The organism is Pedobacter chitinilyticus (genome assembly GCF_003313385.1).
GTDB classification, from domain to species: Bacteria; Bacteroidota; Bacteroidia; order Sphingobacteriales; family Sphingobacteriaceae; genus Pedobacter; species Pedobacter chitinilyticus.
Genome location: NZ_QMHN01000007.1, coordinates 266,285 through 287,919, shown reverse-complemented (window position 1 = coordinate 287,919; position 21,635 = coordinate 266,285). Strand labels below are relative to the sequence as shown.

Below are 21,635 nucleotides of genomic sequence, written 5' to 3'. Positions count from 1 at the left end.
GAGGGTTGGTGTTTTTTATGTGAAGAAATATTTATAGGCGTACCACAATACAACCAGCAAAACCATGATAAAAAGTATGGCATTGATGTATTTTTTTTCCTTAGAGGTATCAGTCCTGAATTTGTAATTTCTCTTATAATCGCTGGGTAATTTCATAATGCCTCCTTTTTTATAATGTGATGTTTTGGTTAAAGATATTCCATAATTTTTTGCCGCAAATACACAGATTTTATTTTGTTGTTTGCATCTGCGGTTAAATTTTATTCATGATGATAAGGTTCGTTTTTCAAGATCGTAAAAGCACGGTACATTTGTTCTACAAAAAAAAGCCGTACCATTTGGTGCGAAAAGGTCATGTCTGATAGGGATATGCTACTGTTGGCTCTTTTGTAAATACTTTCATCAAAGCCATAAGGACCACCAATAATAAACACCAAGTTTTGTACACTACCCACCATTTGCTTGTTGATGTATTGGGCGAACAGTACGGAACTGTATTTTTTCCCTTTTTCGTCCATCAGTACTACTAAATCACTATTGTTCAACTGTTTTAAAATCAATTCCGCTTCCTTGCTCTTTTGTTGTGCTTCGGTAAGATTTTTGGTGTTCTTGATGTCGGGAATAACCGTAAAACTAAAGTTGATGTAATGCTTCAATCGGTTAAGGTATTTATCAATGCCTTCGATTAGATATTTGTCTTCAGTTTTGCCAATGGCAATTAGGCTAATCTTCATCTAGTATTTTATCTTTACAGCTTACAAAGTTGCAATTGTTCAAATGGATCATTGAAACAAGTAAGCGGTTTCAGTGTCCATATTCAACACACGTTTATAATTTCTTCAAATATAATGTTAAATACCGAGCAAGATAGACTAAAACCATACGAAGGTTTAGCAAAACAGCAAGAGGAACATATAACAGTAATAAAGAAACAGATTGACCGATTTTCGGTGGTTAGGGTAGCTTTGTTGCTGGTCGAAATAGTTTTCTTTGTAGGGTTAGCAAGTTCAAGTACAGACATTGCCATCAGCATTTGGAGCATTCTTTTGCTGTTGCCTATTGCAGTATTCGTGGTGGTGGTTAAAAAACAAAACCAACTCGAAAAACAATACACTTTTCATCAGAACCTACTTTGGGTGTTTAAAAATGAAATTGGTATGCTGCAAGGAAAGGCAAATGGATACGACGACGGCACCCAATTCGAAGATGAGCAGCACGCTTATCTTTCTGATTTGGATATTTTCGGCAGGTCATCTTTATATGCTTTGATTAACAGGGGAGCAAGTAAGATTGGTATTGAAACTTTGGCCAAGCACTTAGCTACGGATAGTAATAAAGAAACCATTCTGGGTCGCCAGCAGGCAATCGTAGAATTGGGAGAATATATAGCAAGTACTTTTGAATTTAGGGCTAACCTAAAAGGGCATGAGCTAAATAGGATAGAAGAGATTCAGTATAAATTAAGCCATCAACTGGTGAAACAAGTTGCCTTTACCGCTAACCGTTTTTTAAGGCTTTATGTGAAATTGGTACCTTACTTGATGTTATTCCTTTTCTTGGCAGGATTGATTTTTGGAGGGAAGTTGTGGGGTATTTTTGGTTTAATGGCTTTTGCTAATGCGATGCTTACTTATGTGTATTCTAAACAAATCACCCAAGTTTATTATGGCTTTAGTGGAAGTTCTAATTTGTTGAGTAGCTATGCAGAGGCGATAGCATGGACGGAAAAGCATGACTGGAAAAGCAATTATATTATTCGATTGTTTAACACCAAAGAAAAAGTAAGTGGTCACATTAAAGCTTTGGCAAAAATTATTGTTGAGTTTGATGCAAGGCTGAATTTTTTGTTGTACGCCATTCTTAATTTCTTTTTGTTGTGGGATTTAAAATGCTGTATCAAGCTGGGGTATTGGAGTGAAAATGCAGGAGCAAAAGTAGCAGTAGGTTTAGATCGTATTGGTTATTTTGAGGAGTTGATTTCGATGGCAACCTTACATTATAATCAGCCGCAATGGATCTTTCCGCAAATAAATGATGACTTCTCGTTAAAAGCCCAAGCCTTGGGACATCCTTTAATTCCTTCAGATAAAAGGGTAGATAATGATTATGTGCTGAAAGAAAAACCTACAGTGGACATTATTACAGGTTCAAACATGGCAGGTAAAAGTACTTTTTTGCGTACGGTAGGCATCAATACGGTGTTGGCTTATGCTGGTGCCCCTGTTTGTGCTACGCAGATGGAACTTTCCATCTTTAAGCTGCTTACTTACATGCGTATTAAGGATAACTTGATTGAAAATACTTCGACATTTAAAGCGGAGCTGAACCGTCTGAAGATAATTTTGAAAGAGGTTGAAGTACATCCGAATGCTTTTGTGTTGATCGACGAAATGCTAAGAGGAACTAACAGTAAAGATAAGTTTGATGGTTCTAAGGCATTTATTGAGAAGCTGATTGCTCTGCAAATTCCTACTTTGTTTGCTACGCATGATTTACAGCTTTCGGAACTTGAGCATGAACATCCTAAGGCGGTACGTAATTTCCATTTTGATATTCAGCTGATAGGCGAGGAAATGGATTTTGATTACCTGATGAAGCAAGGGCCTTGTACCAAGTTTAATGCAGCAATATTGTTAAAGCAAATTGGATTGGGAGGATAGTTTATCATCTTGGATATTTTAGTTTTGAACCATTAAGAAGTTAAGGGACATTAAGATTTTTTTATAGCTCCATGTCTTAATTTTCTTCATTCTTTAATGTTTAGTCTATGGGGCTGTGCTTAGATGAACTTAGGTGTCTTAGATGGTTGATAATTATTTTTTACCACCTTAGACATTTTAGAACATTTTAGTTTTTGGGACTGTGCTTAGATAAACTTAGATGTTTAATTTTATTGACGAGCAAGTACACTTACACAGTTAATATTTAAATAACTTTAACTTTATACAATCCCGCATTTTATTCATTTTATTTGAGGTTAATGTACAGCAGCGATTTCGGTAAGGATTTTTTATGGGGAGTAGCAACGGCGGCGGCTCAAATAGAAGGTGCTGCCAGTGTTTATGGTAAAGGCCCGAGTATTTGGGATACCTTTTCTAAAAAACCTGGGAAGATTAAGAAAGGGCACAAACCCGATGAAGCCTGTGACTTTTACCATCGTTATGAGCAGGATATTGCTATGGTGAAAACATTAGGATTTAAAGTATTCCGTATGTCGATTGCTTGGTCACGTATTTTTCCTTTAGGAGGCGGAACGGTCAATGCTGAAGGAGTAGCTTTTTACCACGAAGTGATAGACGAGTGCTTGAAAAACGACCTGATTCCAATGGTGACACTATATCATTGGGATTTGCCCGAAGCGCTTTCGAAAGAGGGTGGATGGACGGCTTACGGAATCAACAATGCTTTTAATGAATATGCGCTTTTTTGTGCTAAAGAATATGGCGATAAGGTAAAGCAATGGATTGTCATCAATGAGCCTTTTGGGTTTACTTCTTTAGGCTATATGTTAGGGGTACATGCGCCTGGACTTACTGGAGTAACTAATTTTTTTGAAGCAGCATTGCATACCGCCATTGCACAAGCGGACGGAGCCAAGATATTAAGGGCTGAAGTTAACCAAGCAGTGATTGGTACAGCTTTTTCGTGCTCAGAAATTGTACCTTACAGCCACTCCGACCAAGATGTGATGATTGCCAAAAGGACGGACATATTGATGAACCGTTTTTTTCTGGAGCCAGCCTTGGGCTTAGGTTTTCCTACAGGAAATTGGGACGTGTTGGAGAAATTTGCCATTAGCTATTCAACATGGCGTCACCAAAGTCGTATGGCGTTTGATTTTGACTTTATAGGTATCCAGAATTATTTTCCGCTAGTGATTAAATACAATGCTTTTATTCCTGTGGTGCAGGCTTGGGAGGTAAAAGCTAAAAGTCGTAAAGTGCCGCACACCGCTATGGGCTGGGAAATTAATGCTGATAGTTTTTATCGGATCATCAAGCAGTTTGCAACGTATCCACAGGTGAAAAATATCATGATTACCGAAAACGGTGCGGCTTTTCACGATAAGTTGATAGATGGAAAGATTGAAGATGGAGAGAGGGTAGATTATTTTAAGGCTTATCTAGCTGCCATGTTAAAAGCAAAAAATGAAGGCATCAATATCACGGGTTATTTAGCTTGGACTTTGATGGATAATTTTGAGTGGGCCGAAGGCTATCAAGCTCGCTTTGGTTTAGTACATAATGATTTTAAAACACAACAGCGGACGATAAAACAATCTGGTTATTGGTGGCAAGAATTTCTGTCGAAGTAAATCCTTATATTTAGCCGTATGGAAAATAAAATTGTAGTCTACAAAACTTTTGAGAGCCCAATGGAGGCGAACATTGTAAAAGCCCGCTTATTAGACGCTGGGTTTGAATGTTTTCTTACTGGAGAAAATGCGGCATTGGTTTATCCTGTGTTTGATACCTCTATCAGTGGGATACAATTGCACGTTTTTGAAAGAGACGTAGAAGCTATTGGCCATTTTCTAACTGAAGATGACGCTTTGGAAGGTTTATAGAATCTAGTATTATTGAATTCCGACAACTAATGAGTATAACAAGTTCTATGTTTTTCTATACTTAGAATATTGTCATGATTAAATCTTACCATGTTGAATTTTTAACAGCTACTATTTTAGATTGGAAGCACCTGTTAAATGATGATTTTAAGAGGTTGATTTTAGATTGTATGGAATGGCTCGTAGTAAATAATAGATGTGTGATATATGGCTTTGTGATTATGCCTAATCATATCCATCTGATATGGAAGATTTCTGACGGATTTGATCGATCGCAGGTTCAAGGAGCCCTTTTAAGCTATACAGCTCATGCTTTTAAAAAAGAACTGTGTGTCGGTAAATCTAAAACGTTAGCTGCACATCGAGTTAATTTGTCGGATAGAGCCTTTCAGTTTTGGCAAAAAGATTGTATGGTAAAGGAATGCTGGAACGAATGGTTTTTGGAAGAGAAATTAGAATATATCCATCAAAATCCTTTACAAGAACATTGGCTCTTGGCTACCTTGCCAGAAGATTATTATTGGTCTTCAGCATCATTTTATATAAGAAATGAAAATCATTTTAAGTTTTTAACTCATTATAAGGATTGAGGCTATGCCGTTGGCGAGGACGCCAACTTTAGGCAAAACAAGAGAGGTTGGCCTTTCTTTGTGAATATGCTATCACTTGCGGTAGTTGGCGTCCTCGCCAACGATATTAAAAGCAACGCCACTTAGTTAACGAGAATGTCAGTTTTTCTAGACCTTGCGTTCAAGAAAAAGTGTTTTTGTTGTGCTGCTGAAATTTTTTCGCTTTGCCGAAGGGATATTCCTCTGCTGATATTCAAATTGCTTTTTATCTCTTTTCACAATTTCTCCAATTTGACCAATAGCTTGGTAGATATTATTTATGGGGGCTCCATTGATGCCTGTTTTAATCGCATATGCTTTTGGTCTAAGGCCTTGCTGGTGGAGTTGCTGTTCAAATAGTCTTACAATTTCCGCTTTATTTTGATACCAATCTGTGGTCGTAAACACGTCGGAGAAATAATAGGTAAACACATTTTCTTTTTGGTCTACATAGTAAATGAATTGGTAGCTCTGTTTTTGCGTTGTGCTTTTAAAAAATGAATTGGTGGTTAGTGTAATAAATAACAAAAAGGTGTTCATAGAGATTAGGAGAGTTAGTTGAATTTTGTCGACATATGAAAGCAAATGCTTTTGTTAGGCCAACAGCTTATTTAATGATACAAGTTGATGCGAATTACTTTATGGGATTAAAAGTCCATAAAATTTTGGTACGATGAGGCGGCGCTCGGTTGAAGTATTTTTCATAATTGACGTATGTTAAGTAGGTAGCTGCAAATATAGCGAATAAATAGGAAAAGTGGCAACAGTAATACTATTGATAGGTTTTACAGCTTAGGTGAGTTGTAAGTTATTAGTGATTAGGGGTTAGTCAAGATAAAAAAATCCCAACTAGCTGTTACACTAATTAGGATTCGCTTGTCTTCCGGTCTTTTTAGACTTACGGACTATTAATTTTTAGCAGCTTTAGCTGCGGCTTCTCTTCTGATGATATTTAATGCACCGCCAGCTTTGAACCACTCAATTTGCTGCTCATTATAGCTGTGGTTAACATCAAATTGCTCTGTTGTTCCATCAGCGTGGTGTAATACCAGCGTTAATGGCTTGTTTGGAGCAAATTCTGTTAAACCCAAGATGTCAATGGTGTCATCCTCTTGAATTTTATTGTAATCTTCTTTATTCGCAAAGGTTAAACCAAGCATTCCTTGTTTTTTCAAGTTAGTTTCGTGAATACGGGCAAAAGATTTTACCAATACTGCACGTACGCCCAAGTGACGAGGCTCCATGGCTGCGTGCTCACGTGATGAACCTTCTCCATAGTTTTCATCGCCTACGACAATTGAGCCAATGCCATCAGCTTTGTAAGTACGTTGCGTAGCTGGTACAGGACCGTACTCGCCAGTCAATTGGTTTTTAACAGTGTCGGTTTTATCGTTAAAGAAGTTAACTGCACCAATTAGCAAATTGTTCGAAATGTTATCCAAGTGACCACGGAATTTTAACCATGGACCAGCCATTGAAATGTGGTCGGTGGTACATTTGCCTTTAGCTTTAATTAATAATTTCAAGCCTTTAAGATCAGTACCTTCCCAAGCTGCAAAAGGATCTAGTAATTGCAAACGGTGCGAAGTAGGTGAAACTTTTACTTCTATGTTAGAACCGTCTTCGGCAGGCGCTTGATAGCCAGCGTCGTCAACAGCATAACCCTTTTCTGGCAATTCCCAGCCAGTAGGTTCATCTAGCTTTACTTGTTCGCCTTTATCGTTGGTTAAGGTGTCTGTTAATGGATTAAAACTTAAATCACCAGCGATAGCCAAAGCAGCTACAATTTCTGGAGAAGTTACGAAAGCATAAGTGTTAGGATTACCATCGGCACGTTTAGCAAAGTTACGGTTAAAAGAGTGTACAATGGTGTTTTTCTCTTGTTTCTCTGCACCTGTTCTGTCCCACATCCCAATACAAGGACCACAGGCATTAGTGAAGATGGTCGCATCTAGATTGGTAAAAGTGTCTAATAAGCCATCTCTATCAGCGGTAAAGCGCACTTGTTCAGAACCAGGATTGATGCCAAATTCAGCTTTTTTACCCAATCCTTTGTCAATCGCTTGTTTAGCTACCGAAGCGGCACGAGACAAATCTTCATATGAGGAGTTGGTACAAGAACCAATTAATCCCCATTCAACTTTGGTAGGCCATCCATTAGCAGCAGCAACCTCTTTCATTTGCGAAATTGGTGTAGCTAAATCTGGTGTAAAAGGGCCATTTAAGTAAGGTTCTAATTCGTCTAGGTTGATTTCGATTAATTGGTCGAAATATTTTTCAGGCTCTGCATAAACTTCAGCATCACCAGTTAAGTGAGCTTTTACCGCATTTGCAGCATCTGCAACATCTGCACGGTTGGTGGCACGTAGGTAACGCTCCATACTATCATCATAACCAAAAGTTGAGGTAGTTGCACCAATTTCTGCACCCATGTTACAGATGGTACCTTTGCCCGTACAGCTTAGGTTAGTTGCACCGTCGCCAAAATATTCTACAATAGCGCCAGTACCACCTTTTACAGTTAAAATACCAGCAACTTTTAAGATCACGTCTTTAGCAGAAGTCCAACCGTTTAATTTTCCAGTTAATTTCACACCAATTAATTTAGGGAATTTAAGCTCCCAAGGTAAACCAGCCATTACGTCGCAGGCATCCGCACCGCCAACACCAATAGCCAGCATTCCTAAACCACCAGCATTTACTGTGTGGCTATCGGTACCAATCATCATACCGCCAGGAAAAGCATAGTTTTCCAAAATTACTTGGTGAATGATACCGGCACCTGGTTTCCAGAAGCCAATGCCATATTTATTAGAAACCGACGAAAGGAAGTCGAAAACTTCTGCACTCTCGGTCTTAGCATGAGGTAAGTCAATTTCAGCACCTAATTTGGCAGTGATTAAGTGATCGCAGTGTACAGAGGAAGGCACTGCTACTTTCGGTCGACCAGCTTGCATAAACTGCAACAAGGCCATCTGAGCCGTCGCATCCTGCATTGCTACTCTATCTGGAGCAAAATCTACGTAGTCTACACCACGGGTAAAAGCCTTATTCGATTTTTCGTCCCAAAGGTGTGCATATAATATCTTTTCTGAAAGGGTTAAAGGTCTGCCAACCAATTCACGAGCCGCATCTACACGTTCACCAAAGGTTGCATATACCTTTTTGATCATTTCTATATCAAAAGCCATACTTTATTTTGTTTAAAATTATTGTCAATAATGACATTATCTAAATTAGATATTTTTTGACAGACTTATTTTTGAGATTTGTCAAATTATGTTATTTAAAACCATTCTATACAATTGCTTGTATAAGCAAAGAGGCTATCTGATTTATCAGATAACCTCTTATTTTTAACAAATGATATGTTGATTTGTTTCTTACTGTTTTGTAGAAATAGGGGTGAACTTTGTTAAGTTGATACCCTCTACGGCTAATTTATATTCTTCGATACTTGGAATACGACCTAAGATCGCAGAAAGAACCACTACTGGGGTTGAAGCTAATAACGACTCTCCTTTTTTACCGTCTTTGTCTTCTACTACACGACCTTGGAACAAACGAGTAGAGGTAGCCATCACTGTATCTCCTTTAGCTGCTTTCTCTTGGTTCCCCATGCACAAATTGCAACCTGGACGCTCTAGATACATGATGTTTTCGTACTCGGTGCGTGCAGTGCTTTTAGGTAAGGCATCGCTGAACTCAAATCCAGAATATTTTTGTAAATATTCCCAATCGCCTTCAGCTTTCAGCTCATCGATGATGTTGTAGGTAGGGGCCGCAACTACCAACGGTGCTTTAAACTCTACTTTGCCTGTTTGCGTTTCTACATTTTTCAGTAATTGAGAAACAATTTTCAAGTCGTCTTTATGCACCATGCAAGAACCTACGAAACCAAGATCCACTTTTTTATCGCCACCGTAATAGGTCAAGTCTCTAATGGTATCGTGCGTATAACGTTTAGAAACGTCTACGTTGTTCACATCAGGGTCGGCAATCATTGGCTCGTTGATTAAATCAAGGTCAATCACTACTTCAGCGTAATATTTGGCATTATCGTCTGGTGTTAAGGCAGGTTTGATACCTGTTTTAATTTCCTCTATACGTTTATTTGCTTTGTTGATCAAACCTTGAAGCACTTGGTTATGGTTATCCATACCTTTGTCTATCATGATTTGAATGCGGTTTTTAGCAATTTCTAATGATTGGATTAAAGTATCGTCTTGCGAAATACAGATAGAAGCTTTTGCTTTCATCTCTGCCGTCCAGTCGGTAAAGGTAAAGGCTTGGTCAGCTAACAAAGTACCGATGTGTACCTCAATAATTCTACCTTGGAACACGTTTTCGCCATCAAATTGCTGCAACATTTGTAATTGAGTTGCATGAACCACATCACGGAAATCCATGTGTTCCTTCATTGTACCTTTGAAGGTAACTTTTACCGACTCAGGGATTGGCATCGAAGCCTCACCAGTTGCCAATGCTAAGGCTACCGTGCCCGAATCTGCACCGAAAGCTACTCCTTTAGACATACGGGTATGCGAGTCGCCGCCAATGATGATTGCCCATTCGTCAATCGTGATGTCGTTCAATACTTTGTGGATCACATCAGTCATTGAATGATAAACGCCTTTAGGGTCACGAGCCGTGATTACCCCAAATTCATTCATAAACTTCATCAATTTAGGGATGTTTGCTTGTGCTTTTTTATCCCAAACAGATGCCGTATGACAACCAGATTGATAAGCACCATCAACAATTGGAGAAATAACGGTTGCCGCCATTGCTTCTAATTCTTGAGCGGTCATTAAGCCCGTAGTGTCTTGAGAGCCTACAATATTTACTTCTACGCGAACGTCAGAACCAGCATGTAAAACTTTGCCTTGCGCAATGCCTACCGCATTTCTGTTAAATATTTTTTCTACAGCAGTTAAACCTTGGCCTTCTATCGATACTTCTTTGGCAGGGGCAAATACTACAGGAGCTTCAATTTCTAAAGTTCTAGCTGCAAAAGTTTGGATTTTTTTACCAAATACAATGGCGTAAGAACCGCCCGCTTTGATAAACTCCATTTTTTGCGGCGTTAAAGCTTTTGAAATATCAATCAGTTCTTGATCGCCGTTGTATAATTTTTTTGTTTTTGTATTGATAGTGAGCACAGTTCCTGTGGCTACAGAATATACTTCTTCTAAAATAGGTTCGTCGTTTTCATTACGAATAATGTTTCCGTTTTCGTCTGTTTTCTTTACCCAGTTTTTAAGGTCGATACCAATACCGCCTGTCACATCAACCGTAGTTAAAAAAATCGGAGAAATGCCATTGGTTCCACCTACAATTGGAGCAATGTTTACAAATGGAACATAAGGGCTAGATCTTTTACCTGTCCAAAGTGCCACGTTGTTAACCCCCGACATACGTGAAGAACCTACACCCATGGTACCTTTTTCTGCGACTAACATCACACTTTTATCTGGATGTTGTGCTTGTAAAGCTCTGATTTCCTCTTGGGCTTCTGGTGTAATCATGCACTTGCCATGTAGTTCACGATCTGAACGAGAGTGCGCTTGGTTGCCTGGAGACAATAAGTCGGTAGAAATATCACCAATACCAGCAATAAAAGTTACCACCTTGATTTCTTCTGCTACTTCTGGAAGTTTGGTGAAGAATTCGGCCTTAGCATAGCTCTCTAATATCTGTTTAGCAATTTCATTGCCATTGTGGTAGGCTTCTTTCAAACGGTCTGTGTCGGCATCGTAAAGGAAAACTTGCGTTTTAAGTACTTCTGCTGCTTTTTTGGCTTTATCACCATTGTCAGCCAAAGCGATGTCTAACAAAACTTTGATAGAAGGTCCACCCTTCATGTGCGACAACAATTCGAAAGCAAAATCAGGGGTGATTTCTGCAACAACAGTTTCACCTAAAATAATTTCTTTTAAGAATTGAGCTTTCGCACCCGCTGCAGCAGTGGTACCTGGCAGAGTGTTGTATATAAAAAAGTTAACAGATTCTTCTCTGTTGAAATTGTTTACACTTTTAATTTGAGTAATGATTTCACTCAATAATTCGGCGCTGTCAATAGGTTTTGGATGAAGACCTTGGGCTTTTCTGTCTTCAATCTCTTGGATATAATCGTTGTAAATACTCATCTTAGGAAAGGTGTTTCTTGCGGTAGGTTTGTGCAACAAAATATACACTTGCTTTCTGCAAAAAGAACACTGTTTTGTATATTAAATTTTGTGTTTATTGATCAATAAAAAACTTGAATTTTTGATCAAAACAAAAATAGCAAAAACAACCTTTAAAAGCAATTAAAGCAGGTAATTAGGTAATTTGAATTTATTATAAACTAAAGAGGAATGAGAATATTTTTTTAAAACCATAATCTGTTGTTTTTCTGGTGTTTGTGTTGTTTTTTTTGCGCTATTAGATAGAGGGTTTTTAATCTTTTAATGATTTCTGTAAGATAATCTTTCTGTAAAGAAAAAATTATAAAAAGAATTTGCTGAAAAATCTAGGGTCTTATGGTGTAGTTGATGTTTTAGCTAGCGCTACTATTAAACCTCGTAGATTTTAAAACCTACGAGGTTTTTGTGCGGTCCGCTTTAGTCTTTTAGTCGATCGTCATTTCGAGGCACGAAGCAATCTCAAAACAGTTTCATAAAGGCTGTCCAACTTACTTTTTCGTCAAGCTTTTAATCTCCTTTTTACTCATCTCTTTTTGGATAATTTCAGGAGTAATTGCTGTAGTATAATATTTTTGACTGGTTAAAACCCCATTAGCATTTTCTGCCGTGCAAAAATAAGGCGTAATAAAGCCGTACAAACTTTTGGTTTCCTTTGGATTTTGTTTGGCCGCTCCAATCTCAGCCGATTTGAGATAAGTAATCATCAAAGAAATGCCATACCTTTCGTTAGTGATGGTGTTAATGCCTAGCGCAGTGCCTGGAAATACGGTTTGTCCTTCTTTTACCAAAATTCCCTTTTTAAAGCCTTTGTAGGTAGCTAAAGTACCGTCCGCATGCTCAATAATTACAGTGTTTACTCTGCTGGTGTACTTTAGTTCTTTGGTGTCCTCATCATATAAATCGCTCACGTTTACTACTATTCCTTTTCTAATGGCTGTAACCGTATCAGCTTCTTGCGTATAAAAGCGGTAGGCTTTCCAGTCGTCAGGTGTGGTTGATCCAAAATAAGTTGCATTTAGGAAAGTCGATTCCACGGCCCTTACTTTGGTTTCTTTTCCGTAAGGCAAAACGTAAACAAAATCCTTGTTGTATTTGGGGTTCAATTCCCCCCTGATGTACGTGTAGCTATAAGAAAGTCCAATGCCTTGATTTTTATTGATAGGATTTAGCGTTAAGATGTTGTCGTTGTCGTGTCTTACTTTGTAAACTGGATCGCCTGATTCACTAGCGTTGGTCAGTTCCCTAAAATTAAGGACTACGGTATAAGTTCCTGGCGATCTTTTCGCTGCGGTGATGCTTACGCTGCGGTCGTTATTAGTTTTACTGCTTAAGGAAAGTTCTCTTTCTTGGGCGTGGCAAATTGATGCTGATAAAAGGAAAGCGAATGATAAAATGACTTTGTAAAATTTGTTCATTAATGGTGAGTTAGAGGACTAAAATAGTTTTTTGATATGATTTTAATGTTAAGGATGAGAAAGAAGCTGTAAATCCATACTGAAAATAAAATAAATATCTCAAGTGTATGGAAAAGGTTTGTGGTTTGCATCCAATAAGAAAAAAATAGATGAAAAAACTTTACTTCGTTATCCTCTTGTTGATGAGTTTGGCAAGCTATGCCCAAGAAACCGATCTCGCTTGGCTAAATCAAAATGCAATCAGTTTAACCAGCTGCCAATCAAAGCTAAAGCAAGATTTAAAAGGTATTGAAGTTTTAATGTTGGGCGAAGCTAGCCACGGGACCAAAGAATTTTACCTCGAGAAAAATAAAATTATCCAGTATTTGGTGACTCATGAGGGATACACTCAGATAGGTTTTGAACATCTAGATACTGAATTTGCAAGAATCAATGATTTCATTCAGGGCAAGAATGTTGATTTATCTACTGCAATGAAAAACCTGAGGGCATATCGCACTCAGGAATTTGTGGAGTTGTTTCAATGCCTAAAGGCCTATAATGACAGAAATCCTACCCATAAAGTGACCGTATTTGGTTTCCACCGAGAGGGTTTTTATGATCCGTTTACTAGAGATCAGCTTATGACCGATGAAGTTGTAAAAGTACAAAATGCCACCAAGGCGAAAATTGTTTTGTGGGCGCATAACATTCATACAGCAAAAAATAAAACCATGCCCGAGATCAGTGCCATGGGTGATTACTTAAAGGGAGTTTATGGTAAAAGGTTTTTTAACATCGCTTTTGATACTTATGAGGGAAGTGTACGAACCATGAATTGGAGCGAAGATAAAGGTTATACCTTTGCCGTTAACCAATTGGTGCTGGTAGAAAAAGATAGCTTTACTTGGTTGTTTGGACAATCAAAATCTCCAGATTTTTATGTGCGATTTACTGAAGAAAGTCCTTTTGCGAAGCAGACCAAAAAAATCACCAATATTATGGTGGGATGGAAGGCCCCATTTGCACTGCCCACTACCATTGGTAAGGATTTCGATGCGTTGATTTTCATCAAAAAAACTTCCGAAAGTCAGTTGATTAAGGATTAATTAGGTTGATTGGAGATAGCTTTGTGAAATTTTCCGGTAATAAAGGGCGGCAACGGGCAAGATGTTCAAATCGTAATCTTTGTTCGACGGATACAATCAATTATCAGACAAAATTTACAGTGTTTTAAACTGGTAACCCTGCTGCAGTAAATATTCGATACTTTTGGGCAACGCATATTCTAATCGGTCCCAAGCTTTTAAACTGTCGTGAAATACAATAATGGAGCCGTTTCTGGTGTTTTTAATCACATTTTGGTAACATTTTTCGGGAGAGAGTTTTAGGTCAAAATCTCCACTTAGCACGTCCCACATTACAGTTTGCAGTTCGCTGTTTTCAGTTTTCAGCCTCTTGCCAACTGTCAATTGCCAACTGTTAACTAACTTTCTTATCTGACTTTTCTTAATCCTACCATAAGGCGGCCTAAACAAGTTCGTTTCCGTTAATTCTTGGCATTGCCAAAAATTATCAATGTAGGTTTTGTCATCCGTTTTCCAACCTTTTAAATGGTTGTAAGTATGGTTGCCTATGGCATGTCCATTTGCTTTGATTTGTTCAAAAACTTCAGGATGCTTACTGATATTGTCGCCAATACAAAAAAAAGTAGCCTTAACATTAAAACTTTTTAGTGTATTTAGCACAAAGGTTGTAACATTTGGCATGGGGCCATCGTCAAACGTGAGGTAAACAAATTTTTCTGTGCTATCTTTATTCCAAATTAAATTATTGCGATAATACCATTTGAGAAAAAAGGGCGGCCTAACGGTGTACATGCTGTAAATGTAAACATTAAAGGCTGTAGTTAAAAAATTACAGAAAGCAACCCCTTGTTTATTTATAATTGTGAAACTTAATTTATGAAGAAAATTTATAGCCTAGGTTTATTGTTTGGTGTGGTATTATCCACGACTGTTGGCAGTCAGATAGCCTCTGCACAGGAGGTAATTACTATCCAAGATGCCATCGATAAAACCCTCAAAAACAACCTACAGGTTAAGCAGGCCCAATTTAGTGCAGCTTTAGGCGACGAGACTTTTAAGCAATCGAAGCATGCCGTATTGCCTTCGTTAAATGCTAGCGCTAGTGGTAATCGGAATTTCGGTCGTAGTATCGACCCATCTACTAACCAATATATTAGTCAGCAGTTCAACTCGGCTAGTGGTAGTCTTTCTGCCAGTGTTGATTTGTTTGCGGGATGGCAAAAGGTGAATCAAATTAAACAGAATAAACTATTGCTTGATGCCGATAAAGCGAATGTAGATAAGGTAAAAAACGATCTTATTTTACAAGTGGTAACGGCCTATATGCAAATTTTGTTTAATAAAGATTTGTTGAAAGCGGCTGAAGCTCAGTTAACGGTGGCAAAACAGCAGCTTAACCAGCAGGAACAATTGTTAGAAGTAGGAAATAAAACTTTAGCTGACGTTTCTCAAGCTAAATCTCAGGTAGCAAGTTCTGAATTGGAAGTGACCAATGCGCAAAATAACCTTAGTATTTCGTACTTAACGCTTAACCAGTTAATGGAATTGCCTTCGGATAATCAATTTGCAGTGCAGGTGCCACCCGTGGATGCTTTAGTGGTTGCGAAAAATAACTATACCGCTTCTGAAGTGGTTTCTTCAGCAATGAATGCATTTCCAGATATTAAATTGGCATCTTTAAGAACATTAGCTGCCGAAAAAGGCATTGATGTGGCAAGAGGGACTTACTACCCACGTTTATCTTTTGGCGGAGGTTTAGGGACCAATTATTCTAGCGGAAGACAAAAAGTAACAGAGGTTGATAATGGTCTTAAAGAAGTTGTTGTTGGCCAAGTAAAAAGTACGCTAGAACCAGTTGTAACTGAGGTCCCAGATATTGTTAGGACATTTTCTAACCAGACTTTTGGCTCACAAATTAAAGATAACTTTAACCAATTTGTTGGATTTAGTTTGAGCATACCAATATTTAACGGTTTTAATGCTCGTTCCAATGTAAGAAGAGCCAAAATCAACTATCAAAATACACAAGTGCAAGAGCAGCTTTCTAGGAATAACCTGAATAAAGTTATTTTTCAAGCTGTTGCTGACTTGAGAGCCGCTGAAAGCAAATATCAATCTACCCAAAATGCTTTCGCCGCCCAAAAAGATGCGTTTTATGTAATTGAACAACGCTACAATGTAGGCTTGGCCAATTCAGTAGAATATAGTACTGCTTTAACCAATAAAAACAGGGCAGAAATAGATATGATACAAGCCAAGTATGATTTGTTATTCAAATCAAAGGTGATTGATTATTATTTAGGAAAACAAATCGCATTTTAAAAAAATAAAAACAAGCTGTTAAAAGCATATTTAAAATAAATTATGAAGTTAAAACACATTTTAATAGGCGCTGGAGCAATTATCGCATTACTGATCGTATTGAAATTAACAGGAGTAATTGGCAAGGAACAGATCGAAAAGGTAACTGTAGAGAAAGCTGGAGAAAAAACAGTGATTGAAACCGTAACCGCCAGTGGTAAGATACAGCCGGAAACTGAAGTGAAGCTAAGCTCTGAGGTATCTGGGGAGGTAACTGAACTTTTGGTAAAAGAAGGTGATGTGGTAAAGAAAGGACAGTTGCTTTGTAAAGTACGTCCTGATATTTTGCAGTCGGGTTATGAAAGAGCAGTAGCTTCTTATAACTCGCAGAAAGCTAGTGTGGCAGCGTCACAACAACAATTGGTTCAATCGCAAGCTAACTTTGTGAATGCTGAAGCTACCTATAAGCGTAACGTAGAGCTTTACAATAAAAAGGTGATTTCTGCAGCAGAGTTTGATAATGCCAAAGCAGCTTACTTGACCGCGAAATCAACTTTAGCAAGTTCTAAAGAAAACGTAACTGGCGCTAAATTTGGATTAGAGCAATCAGCAGCTAACGTGAAAGAAGCAGGTGCTAACCTAGCCAGAACTACCATTTATGCACCTGTTGATGGTGTAGTTTCTAAACTATCTATTGAGCTTGGTGACCGTATTTTGGGTACTTCACAAATGGCGGGTACTGAGATCATGCGTATTTCTAACTTAAGCAGTATGGAGGTTAACGTAGATGTTAATGAAAACGACATTAACCGCGTGACTTTGGGTGATAGCGCCACTGTTGAAGTAGACGCTTTCGCAGGTAAAAAGTTTAGAGGAGTAGTAACTGAAATTGCAAGTTCTTCTACTAACGTGGGAGCGGCTACTACTGCATCCGTAGATCAAGTAACCAATTTCTCAGTGAAAGTAAGATTGTTAGCCGAATCATATAACACAGTTAAAGGTGGTGCGAAAGATCTTCCTTCGCCTTTCAGACCAGGCCTTTCAGCTACGGTTGATATTGAGAGCGAAACAGTGAAAGGTTTAGCAGTGCCAATCCAAGCTATTTTTACAGATAACAAAAACGATAGCGGAAACAGTAGTGAAGATACTGAAAAGCAAAAAAGTAAATTGAACGACAAACAGATCAAACAATATGTATACCTTTTTGATGCTAAAACCTCAACAGTTAAAAAAGCAGAAGTGAATACAGGTATCCAAAATGATCAATTTATCATAGTTAAAAAAGGATTGAAAGCGGGGGAGCAAATCGTCTCTGGACCTTATTCGGCTATTCAAAATAAGCTGAAAGACGGTACAAAAGTAGAGCAAACCTCTAAAGATAAGTTGTTTACTACTGGAAGTAAAAAGTAGTCTTAGCAAATCATAATATTTAGTTATTTTTGTAAAGGTTTAAGGAAGTGCACATCGCATTTTCTTAAACCTTTTGTTTTTAGCCGATGTTAACGGTATACAGCAGAACTAACAACTGATATGAGCAGACCGAAAATAGCCATGATTGGCGGTGGGAGCTGGGCAACAGCTATAATTAAAATGCTTTCTGATAACGAATCCGAAAAGGAAATTTTTTGGTGGATGCGTAATGAAGAAGCCATCAGCCATATCAGGGACTATAACCACAATCCTAGCTACCTTAGCGCCGTTGAAATTAGGGTAAAACCAGAGAACGTTTCTTCAGATATTGAATATGTGATTGCTCAGGCAGATTATGTGGTACTTAATGTTCCCGCTGCATTTTTGACCGATACGTTAAAAAATATAAGCCCAGCGCAGTTAAAAGGTAAAAAGCTCATTTCAGCCATCAAAGGTATTGTGCCAGAAGAGAACTTGATCATCGGTGATTTTCTTCACCAAAAGTATGAATTGCCCTATGAGGATATTGTAGTGATCAGTGGTCCTTGTCATGCCGAAGAAGTCGCTTTAGAAAAACTTTCTTACCTAACCATTGCCTCTACAGATGTAAACTTGGCAGAGGATTTCGCCAATCATTTAAATACCAGATATATCAAAACCAATATCTCCGATGATATTTTCGGTACCGAATATGCTGCGGTGCTGAAGAACATTTATGCGGTGGCTAGTGGTATTTGTCATGCAGTAGGTTATGGAGATAACTTTCAAGCAGTGCTCATTTCCAATGCTATCCGAGAAATAGAACGTTTTGTGGGTGTCGTTCATCCTATTGAGCGAGATATCAAAGAGTCGGCCTATTTAGGCGATTTGATGGTAACCGCTTATTCGCAATTTAGCCGAAACCGTACTTTTGGAAACATGATAGGGAAAGGGTATACTGTAAAATCTGCACAGCTGGAAATGGCGATGATTGCCGAAGGATATTATGCTGCAAACTCCATGCACCATATCAATGAAAAATACGGCGTGGACATGCCCATTTCAGAGGCGGTTTATCAAATCCTTTACGAAAGAAAATCTGCCCATTTGGAAATGAAAGCACTGACTGAGAAACTAAGCTAGCTCTAATCAAAACAGCTTAATTTTTTTATACCGACTGACGAAACGTCCCCGTCGTTTCGAGCGAAGAGAAATGGAGTCGAAAAGTCTTTGATTCAATATAACGAATTCCAAAAACTTCTCTGTTGCCCTTTTGTTGGTGATGAGACTAGACGCAAGTTTAATAAGGTGTTCTCTGAGGGAGAAATCTAAGGACTTGGTTGATGGACCAAATGAATAAACTGGTTACGTCTATTCCTATTAGGTAATAAGTGTCTCTTTAAAACCAAACCATTCCCTCGTTTGTTCTCTCCTCATAAAAACCAAAAGAAAATGAAAAAGACATATATCATAGGCTTATTTGCTGTAGCAGCATTGGGTTTGTTTTCATTGAATACTAACGCTCAAGAAAAAAAAGAGAAAAAAACAGAAGTAGGAAAAGCACTCCAAAAAACAGGTAAAGCAGTAGAAAAAGGAGCAAATGCGGTGGGAAATAAAACAGCCGAAGTTGCAGTAAAAGGTGGCGCTAAAGTTGCCGACCAAACCTACAAGGGCAAAATGGCTCCAGATGGCTCAAATGTTTACATTGATGGTAAAAACCGTAAATACTATGTAAACAAAAAAGGAGGAAAAGTGTATTTGAAAGCCAGCGAAATTAAAAATAAACCAGCTCAATAATTGACAGTTTCCAATTGACAATTTCCAGTGATGAGTTTAAGTTTTGCAACCGTAAACTGATATAAATGAGAAAGTCCCGTAATTTAACGGGACTTTCTCATTTATAACTGTGAACTATGAACTGAAAACTACGACCTACGTCTTCTGTCGCTTCCGCCACCGCCATTTCCGCCTTCACGTCTTCCGCTTCCGCCACTTCTTTCTTCACGGCTACGACCAGAGAAATCTCTAAATCCACCACCGCTATTTCCACCATCACGATCTCTTCTTCCACTTCCGCCGCCACTTCTTCTGTCACCACCTCTGTAGCCACCACCACCTTCACGTCTTCTGTCTCCACCAAAACCGCCACGGTCTCCACCACGTCTTCCTTCGCCACGACTACCACGAGCAGGTTCGCCACTTACTTCAATTCTAACTTCTCTGCCGTTGTATTGTACATCTTTAAAGTTAGCTAAAAGTGTTTCAGCTGCTGCGCTTTCTACTTCAACAAAAGAGAAAACACCTTTCAAGTCAATTTTGCCAACAGCTTTACCGCTAATGCGACCGTTGTTGCAAACAAAGCTCAATAAGTCACCTCTGGTGAACTCGTCTACCGAACCAACGTTGATAAACAAACGAGAGTAACCCGCTTCAGCACCTCTGCCGCCACGTTCTCCACGTTCACCACGCTCTCTTCTATCGCCACGCTCACCACGTTCGCGGTCATCAGCACTTAAATTAAGGTCTGGTGCGTTTTGATAATATTCTAAGAAACGATTAAACTCTAATGAAGCAAATTTCTTGATCACTTCCTCTTTGCTCAAATCAGCAAATTCGTCGTTAATCCTCGACATGTATTTGTCGATTTGCTCTTCGTTAACCTCTACGTTATGCACGCGGTGAATTAATCCGAACAATTGTTTCTCACAAACATCAAAACCTGTAGGTAATTCTGCTTTGGTAAACTGTTTTCCGATAATTCTTTCAATCTGGCGGATTTTGCCAGTTTCCTTAGCGTTGATGATACAAATAGAAACACCAGTTTTACCCGCACGACCAGTACGGCCAGAACGGTGAGTGTAACTTTCAATCTCATCAGGCAAAGCGTAATTAATTACGTGCGTTACATTGTTTACGTCGATACCACGAGCAGCAACATCAGTAGCAATTAATAACTGCATGTTACGATCGCGGAAACGTTGCATTACCTTATCACGTTGTTGTTGAGATAAATCTCCGTGTAAAGCATCCGCATTGTAACCATCTTTAATTAAATGCTCGGCAACATCTTGCGTATCCATTTTAGTTTTGCAGAAAACCACACCAAAAATGTCTGGATTGTAATCTACAATACGTTTTAAGGCAGCATATTTATCACGAGCTTTAACAATATAATATTCGTGCTCAATATTTACGTTACCTGTATTCTTGGTGCCCATGGTTAACTCCGTAGGGTTGTCCATGTAATTTTTAGCTATACGGCGCACCTCTGGTGGCATTGTAGCAGAAAATAACCAAGTTTTCTTTTCATCTGGTGTAGTAGAAAGGATGTCGTTGATGTCTTCTTGGAAGCCCATGTTCAACATTTCATCCGCCTCATCTAATACTACATACTTCACATTAGAAAAATCAATGGCTTTACGGCCAATAATATCTAACATACGGCCGGGCGTGGCCACAACAATTTGAACTCCGTTTCTAATTTCGCGGAGTTGCTGCATGATGTTAGCGCCACCGTAAACGGCAACAACACTAGCACCAGGCGTGTTCTTTGAGAAATTTCTGATGTCGTTTGCAATCTGCAAACAAAGCTCACGAGTAGGGCACAAAATAAGTGCCTGTGGCTTATTGCTCTTAAAGTCGATTAATTCTAACAACGGCAAACCAAATGCGGCTGTTTTTCCTGTTCCTGTTTGGGCCAAACCAACAAAGTCGTTACTACCCTCTAACAGTACAGGAATGGCTTGCTCCTGAATAGGCGTAGGATTTTCAAATCCTAGCTCTTTAACGGCATTAACAACGTCATCACTTATCCCCAATTTACTAAATGGGTTTATCATTATAACATTTTTAAATTAAGGCGCAAAGGTACGCTTAATAATTGGTAATTTATAGTGTTAACATGAATTAGTTTTTTTCTTAATAAATTGTAAATAAGAAGGTTAAATACAATTCATCTAGTATTAATGCCCTTTTATGAGTTTTGGAGCGCATTTGTAGTGCAATCCACAGCAGAAAGTCCCGTTTTTCGCTTCAATCTTTTTGTGATTGTTGTTGCTCTTAAACCCCTTAGGTACGCGGTTTGATCCGTATCCACCACA

Annotated in this window: 17 protein-coding genes; 9 read left to right on the top strand and 8 right to left on the bottom strand. The window is 38.6% G+C overall.

Annotated elements, in window-relative coordinates:
• Positions 1–15: 15 nt before the first annotated feature.
• Both DUT70_RS21370 and rlmH read right to left on the bottom strand, forming a co-directional pair.
• Positions 16–156, bottom strand: coding sequence for a hypothetical protein (locus tag DUT70_RS21370; protein ID WP_164881236.1), 141 nt, complete (start codon positions 154–156; stop codon positions 16–18).
• A gap of 104 nt (positions 157–260) precedes the next feature.
• Positions 261–734: a 23S rRNA (pseudouridine(1915)-N(3))-methyltransferase RlmH gene (gene rlmH, locus DUT70_RS19505; RefSeq protein WP_113649039.1), complete on the bottom strand. Its 474-nt coding sequence runs from the start codon at positions 732–734 to the stop codon at positions 261–263.
• A gap of 114 nt (positions 735–848) precedes the next feature.
• Between rlmH and DUT70_RS19500 the strand changes: the two genes are divergently transcribed.
• The 4 genes from DUT70_RS19500 (at position 849) to DUT70_RS19485 (ending at position 5,157) form a co-directional block, all read left to right on the top strand.
• Positions 849–2,660: a MutS-related protein gene (locus DUT70_RS19500; RefSeq protein ID WP_113649038.1), complete on the top strand. Its 1,812-nt coding sequence runs from the start codon at positions 849–851 to the stop codon at positions 2,658–2,660.
• Between the two features lie 320 nt (positions 2,661–2,980).
• Positions 2,981–4,315 carry a GH1 family beta-glucosidase gene (locus tag DUT70_RS19495; RefSeq protein WP_113649037.1) on the top strand — a complete coding sequence of 445 codons (1,335 nt, stop codon included), beginning with the start codon at positions 2,981–2,983 and terminating at the stop codon, positions 4,313–4,315.
• A gap of 18 nt (positions 4,316–4,333) precedes the next feature.
• Complete coding sequence (locus tag DUT70_RS19490) at positions 4,334–4,567, top strand: putative signal transducing protein (RefSeq protein WP_113649036.1); 234 nt, start codon at positions 4,334–4,336, stop codon at positions 4,565–4,567.
• Positions 4,568–4,641: 74 nt separating this feature from the next.
• A complete protein-coding gene (locus DUT70_RS19485; RefSeq protein ID WP_113649035.1) occupies positions 4,642–5,157 on the top strand; it encodes a transposase in 516 nt (171 codons plus the stop codon).
• A gap of 147 nt (positions 5,158–5,304) precedes the next feature.
• Here DUT70_RS19485 and DUT70_RS19480 read toward each other — a convergent pair whose 3' ends face one another.
• The 4 genes from DUT70_RS19480 to DUT70_RS19465 form a co-directional block, all read right to left on the bottom strand.
• Positions 5,305–5,715 carry a hypothetical protein gene (locus tag DUT70_RS19480; RefSeq protein ID WP_113649034.1) on the bottom strand — a complete coding sequence of 137 codons (411 nt, stop codon included), beginning with the start codon at positions 5,713–5,715 and terminating at the stop codon, positions 5,305–5,307.
• A 368-nt stretch (positions 5,716–6,083) separates the two neighbouring features.
• Positions 6,084–8,366 (bottom strand): aconitate hydratase, encoded by a 2,283-nt coding sequence (locus DUT70_RS19475; RefSeq protein WP_113649033.1) that lies wholly within the window; start codon positions 8,364–8,366, stop codon positions 6,084–6,086.
• 192 nt (positions 8,367–8,558) lie between these two features.
• A complete protein-coding gene (locus DUT70_RS19470; protein ID WP_113649032.1) occupies positions 8,559–11,324 on the bottom strand; it encodes a bifunctional aconitate hydratase 2/2-methylisocitrate dehydratase in 2,766 nt (921 codons plus the stop codon).
• 527 nt (positions 11,325–11,851) lie between these two features.
• Positions 11,852–12,778, bottom strand: a complete 927-nt coding sequence (locus DUT70_RS19465) for a M23 family metallopeptidase (RefSeq protein WP_113649031.1) — start codon at positions 12,776–12,778, stop codon at positions 11,852–11,854.
• 149 nt (positions 12,779–12,927) lie between these two features.
• Between DUT70_RS19465 and DUT70_RS19460 the strand changes: the two genes are divergently transcribed.
• On the top strand, positions 12,928–13,866 hold the full coding sequence (locus tag DUT70_RS19460) for an erythromycin esterase family protein (protein WP_113649030.1): 939 nt from the start codon (positions 12,928–12,930) through the stop codon (positions 13,864–13,866).
• Between the two features lie 114 nt (positions 13,867–13,980).
• Here the strand turns inward: DUT70_RS19460 and DUT70_RS19455 are convergent, their stop codons facing one another.
• Positions 13,981–14,637 carry a polysaccharide deacetylase family protein gene (locus DUT70_RS19455; RefSeq protein ID WP_113649029.1) on the bottom strand — a complete coding sequence of 219 codons (657 nt, stop codon included), beginning with the start codon at positions 14,635–14,637 and terminating at the stop codon, positions 13,981–13,983.
• Between the two features lie 84 nt (positions 14,638–14,721).
• On the opposite strand from DUT70_RS19455, the gene DUT70_RS19450 reads away from it, so the two are divergent.
• From DUT70_RS19450 to DUT70_RS19435, 4 genes are all read left to right on the top strand, one after another.
• Complete coding sequence (locus tag DUT70_RS19450) at positions 14,722–16,167, top strand: TolC family protein (RefSeq protein ID WP_113649028.1); 1,446 nt, start codon at positions 14,722–14,724, stop codon at positions 16,165–16,167.
• Between the two features lie 42 nt (positions 16,168–16,209).
• Positions 16,210–17,556, top strand: coding sequence for an efflux RND transporter periplasmic adaptor subunit (locus DUT70_RS19445; RefSeq protein WP_113649027.1), 1,347 nt, complete (start codon positions 16,210–16,212; stop codon positions 17,554–17,556).
• A 120-nt stretch (positions 17,557–17,676) separates the two neighbouring features.
• Entirely contained in the window at positions 17,677–18,678 is a 1,002-nt protein-coding gene (locus tag DUT70_RS19440; RefSeq protein WP_113649026.1) for an NAD(P)H-dependent glycerol-3-phosphate dehydrogenase, read from the top strand.
• 309 nt (positions 18,679–18,987) lie between these two features.
• Positions 18,988–19,332: a hypothetical protein gene (locus DUT70_RS19435; RefSeq protein WP_113649025.1), complete on the top strand. Its 345-nt coding sequence runs from the start codon at positions 18,988–18,990 to the stop codon at positions 19,330–19,332.
• A gap of 128 nt (positions 19,333–19,460) precedes the next feature.
• Here DUT70_RS19435 and DUT70_RS19430 read toward each other — a convergent pair whose 3' ends face one another.
• Positions 19,461–21,374, bottom strand: a complete 1,914-nt coding sequence (locus DUT70_RS19430; protein WP_205529846.1) for a DEAD/DEAH box helicase — start codon at positions 21,372–21,374, stop codon at positions 19,461–19,463.
• Positions 21,375–21,635: the final 261 nt, after the last annotated feature.

Excerpts from the sequence above, each read along its gene's own strand:
- DUT70_RS19450 (WP_113649028.1), top strand. The coding sequence starts at position 14,722 with ATGAAGAAAATTTATAGCCTAGGTTTATTGTTTGGTGTGGTATTATCC.
- DUT70_RS19445 (WP_113649027.1), top strand. The coding sequence starts at position 16,210 with ATGAAGTTAAAACACATTTTAATAGGCGCTGGAGCAATTATCGCATTA.
- DUT70_RS19485 (WP_113649035.1), top strand. The coding sequence starts at position 4,642 with ATGATTAAATCTTACCATGTTGAATTTTTAACAGCTACTATTTTAGAT.
- rlmH (WP_113649039.1), bottom strand. The coding sequence starts at position 734 with ATGAAGATTAGCCTAATTGCCATTGGCAAAACTGAAGACAAATATCTA.
- DUT70_RS19465 (WP_113649031.1), bottom strand. The coding sequence starts at position 12,778 with ATGAACAAATTTTACAAAGTCATTTTATCATTCGCTTTCCTTTTATCA.
- DUT70_RS21370 (WP_164881236.1), bottom strand. The coding sequence starts at position 156 with ATGAAATTACCCAGCGATTATAAGAGAAATTACAAATTCAGGACTGAT.
- DUT70_RS19435 (WP_113649025.1), top strand. The coding sequence starts at position 18,988 with ATGAAAAAGACATATATCATAGGCTTATTTGCTGTAGCAGCATTGGGT.
- DUT70_RS19490 (WP_113649036.1), top strand. The coding sequence starts at position 4,334 with ATGGAAAATAAAATTGTAGTCTACAAAACTTTTGAGAGCCCAATGGAG.
- DUT70_RS19470 (WP_113649032.1), bottom strand. The coding sequence starts at position 11,324 with ATGAGTATTTACAACGATTATATCCAAGAGATTGAAGACAGAAAAGCC.
- DUT70_RS19440 (WP_113649026.1), top strand. The coding sequence starts at position 17,677 with ATGAGCAGACCGAAAATAGCCATGATTGGCGGTGGGAGCTGGGCAACA.
- DUT70_RS19500 (WP_113649038.1), top strand. The coding sequence starts at position 849 with ATGTTAAATACCGAGCAAGATAGACTAAAACCATACGAAGGTTTAGCA.
- DUT70_RS19475 (WP_113649033.1), bottom strand. The coding sequence starts at position 8,366 with ATGGCTTTTGATATAGAAATGATCAAAAAGGTATATGCAACCTTTGGT.
- DUT70_RS19455 (WP_113649029.1), bottom strand. The coding sequence starts at position 14,637 with ATGTACACCGTTAGGCCGCCCTTTTTTCTCAAATGGTATTATCGCAAT.
- DUT70_RS19460 (WP_113649030.1), top strand. The coding sequence starts at position 12,928 with ATGAAAAAACTTTACTTCGTTATCCTCTTGTTGATGAGTTTGGCAAGC.
- DUT70_RS19495 (WP_113649037.1), top strand. The coding sequence starts at position 2,981 with ATGTACAGCAGCGATTTCGGTAAGGATTTTTTATGGGGAGTAGCAACG.
- DUT70_RS19430 (WP_205529846.1), bottom strand. The coding sequence starts at position 21,374 with ATGATAAACCCATTTAGTAAATTGGGGATAAGTGATGACGTTGTTAAT.
- DUT70_RS19480 (WP_113649034.1), bottom strand. The coding sequence starts at position 5,715 with ATGAACACCTTTTTGTTATTTATTACACTAACCACCAATTCATTTTTT.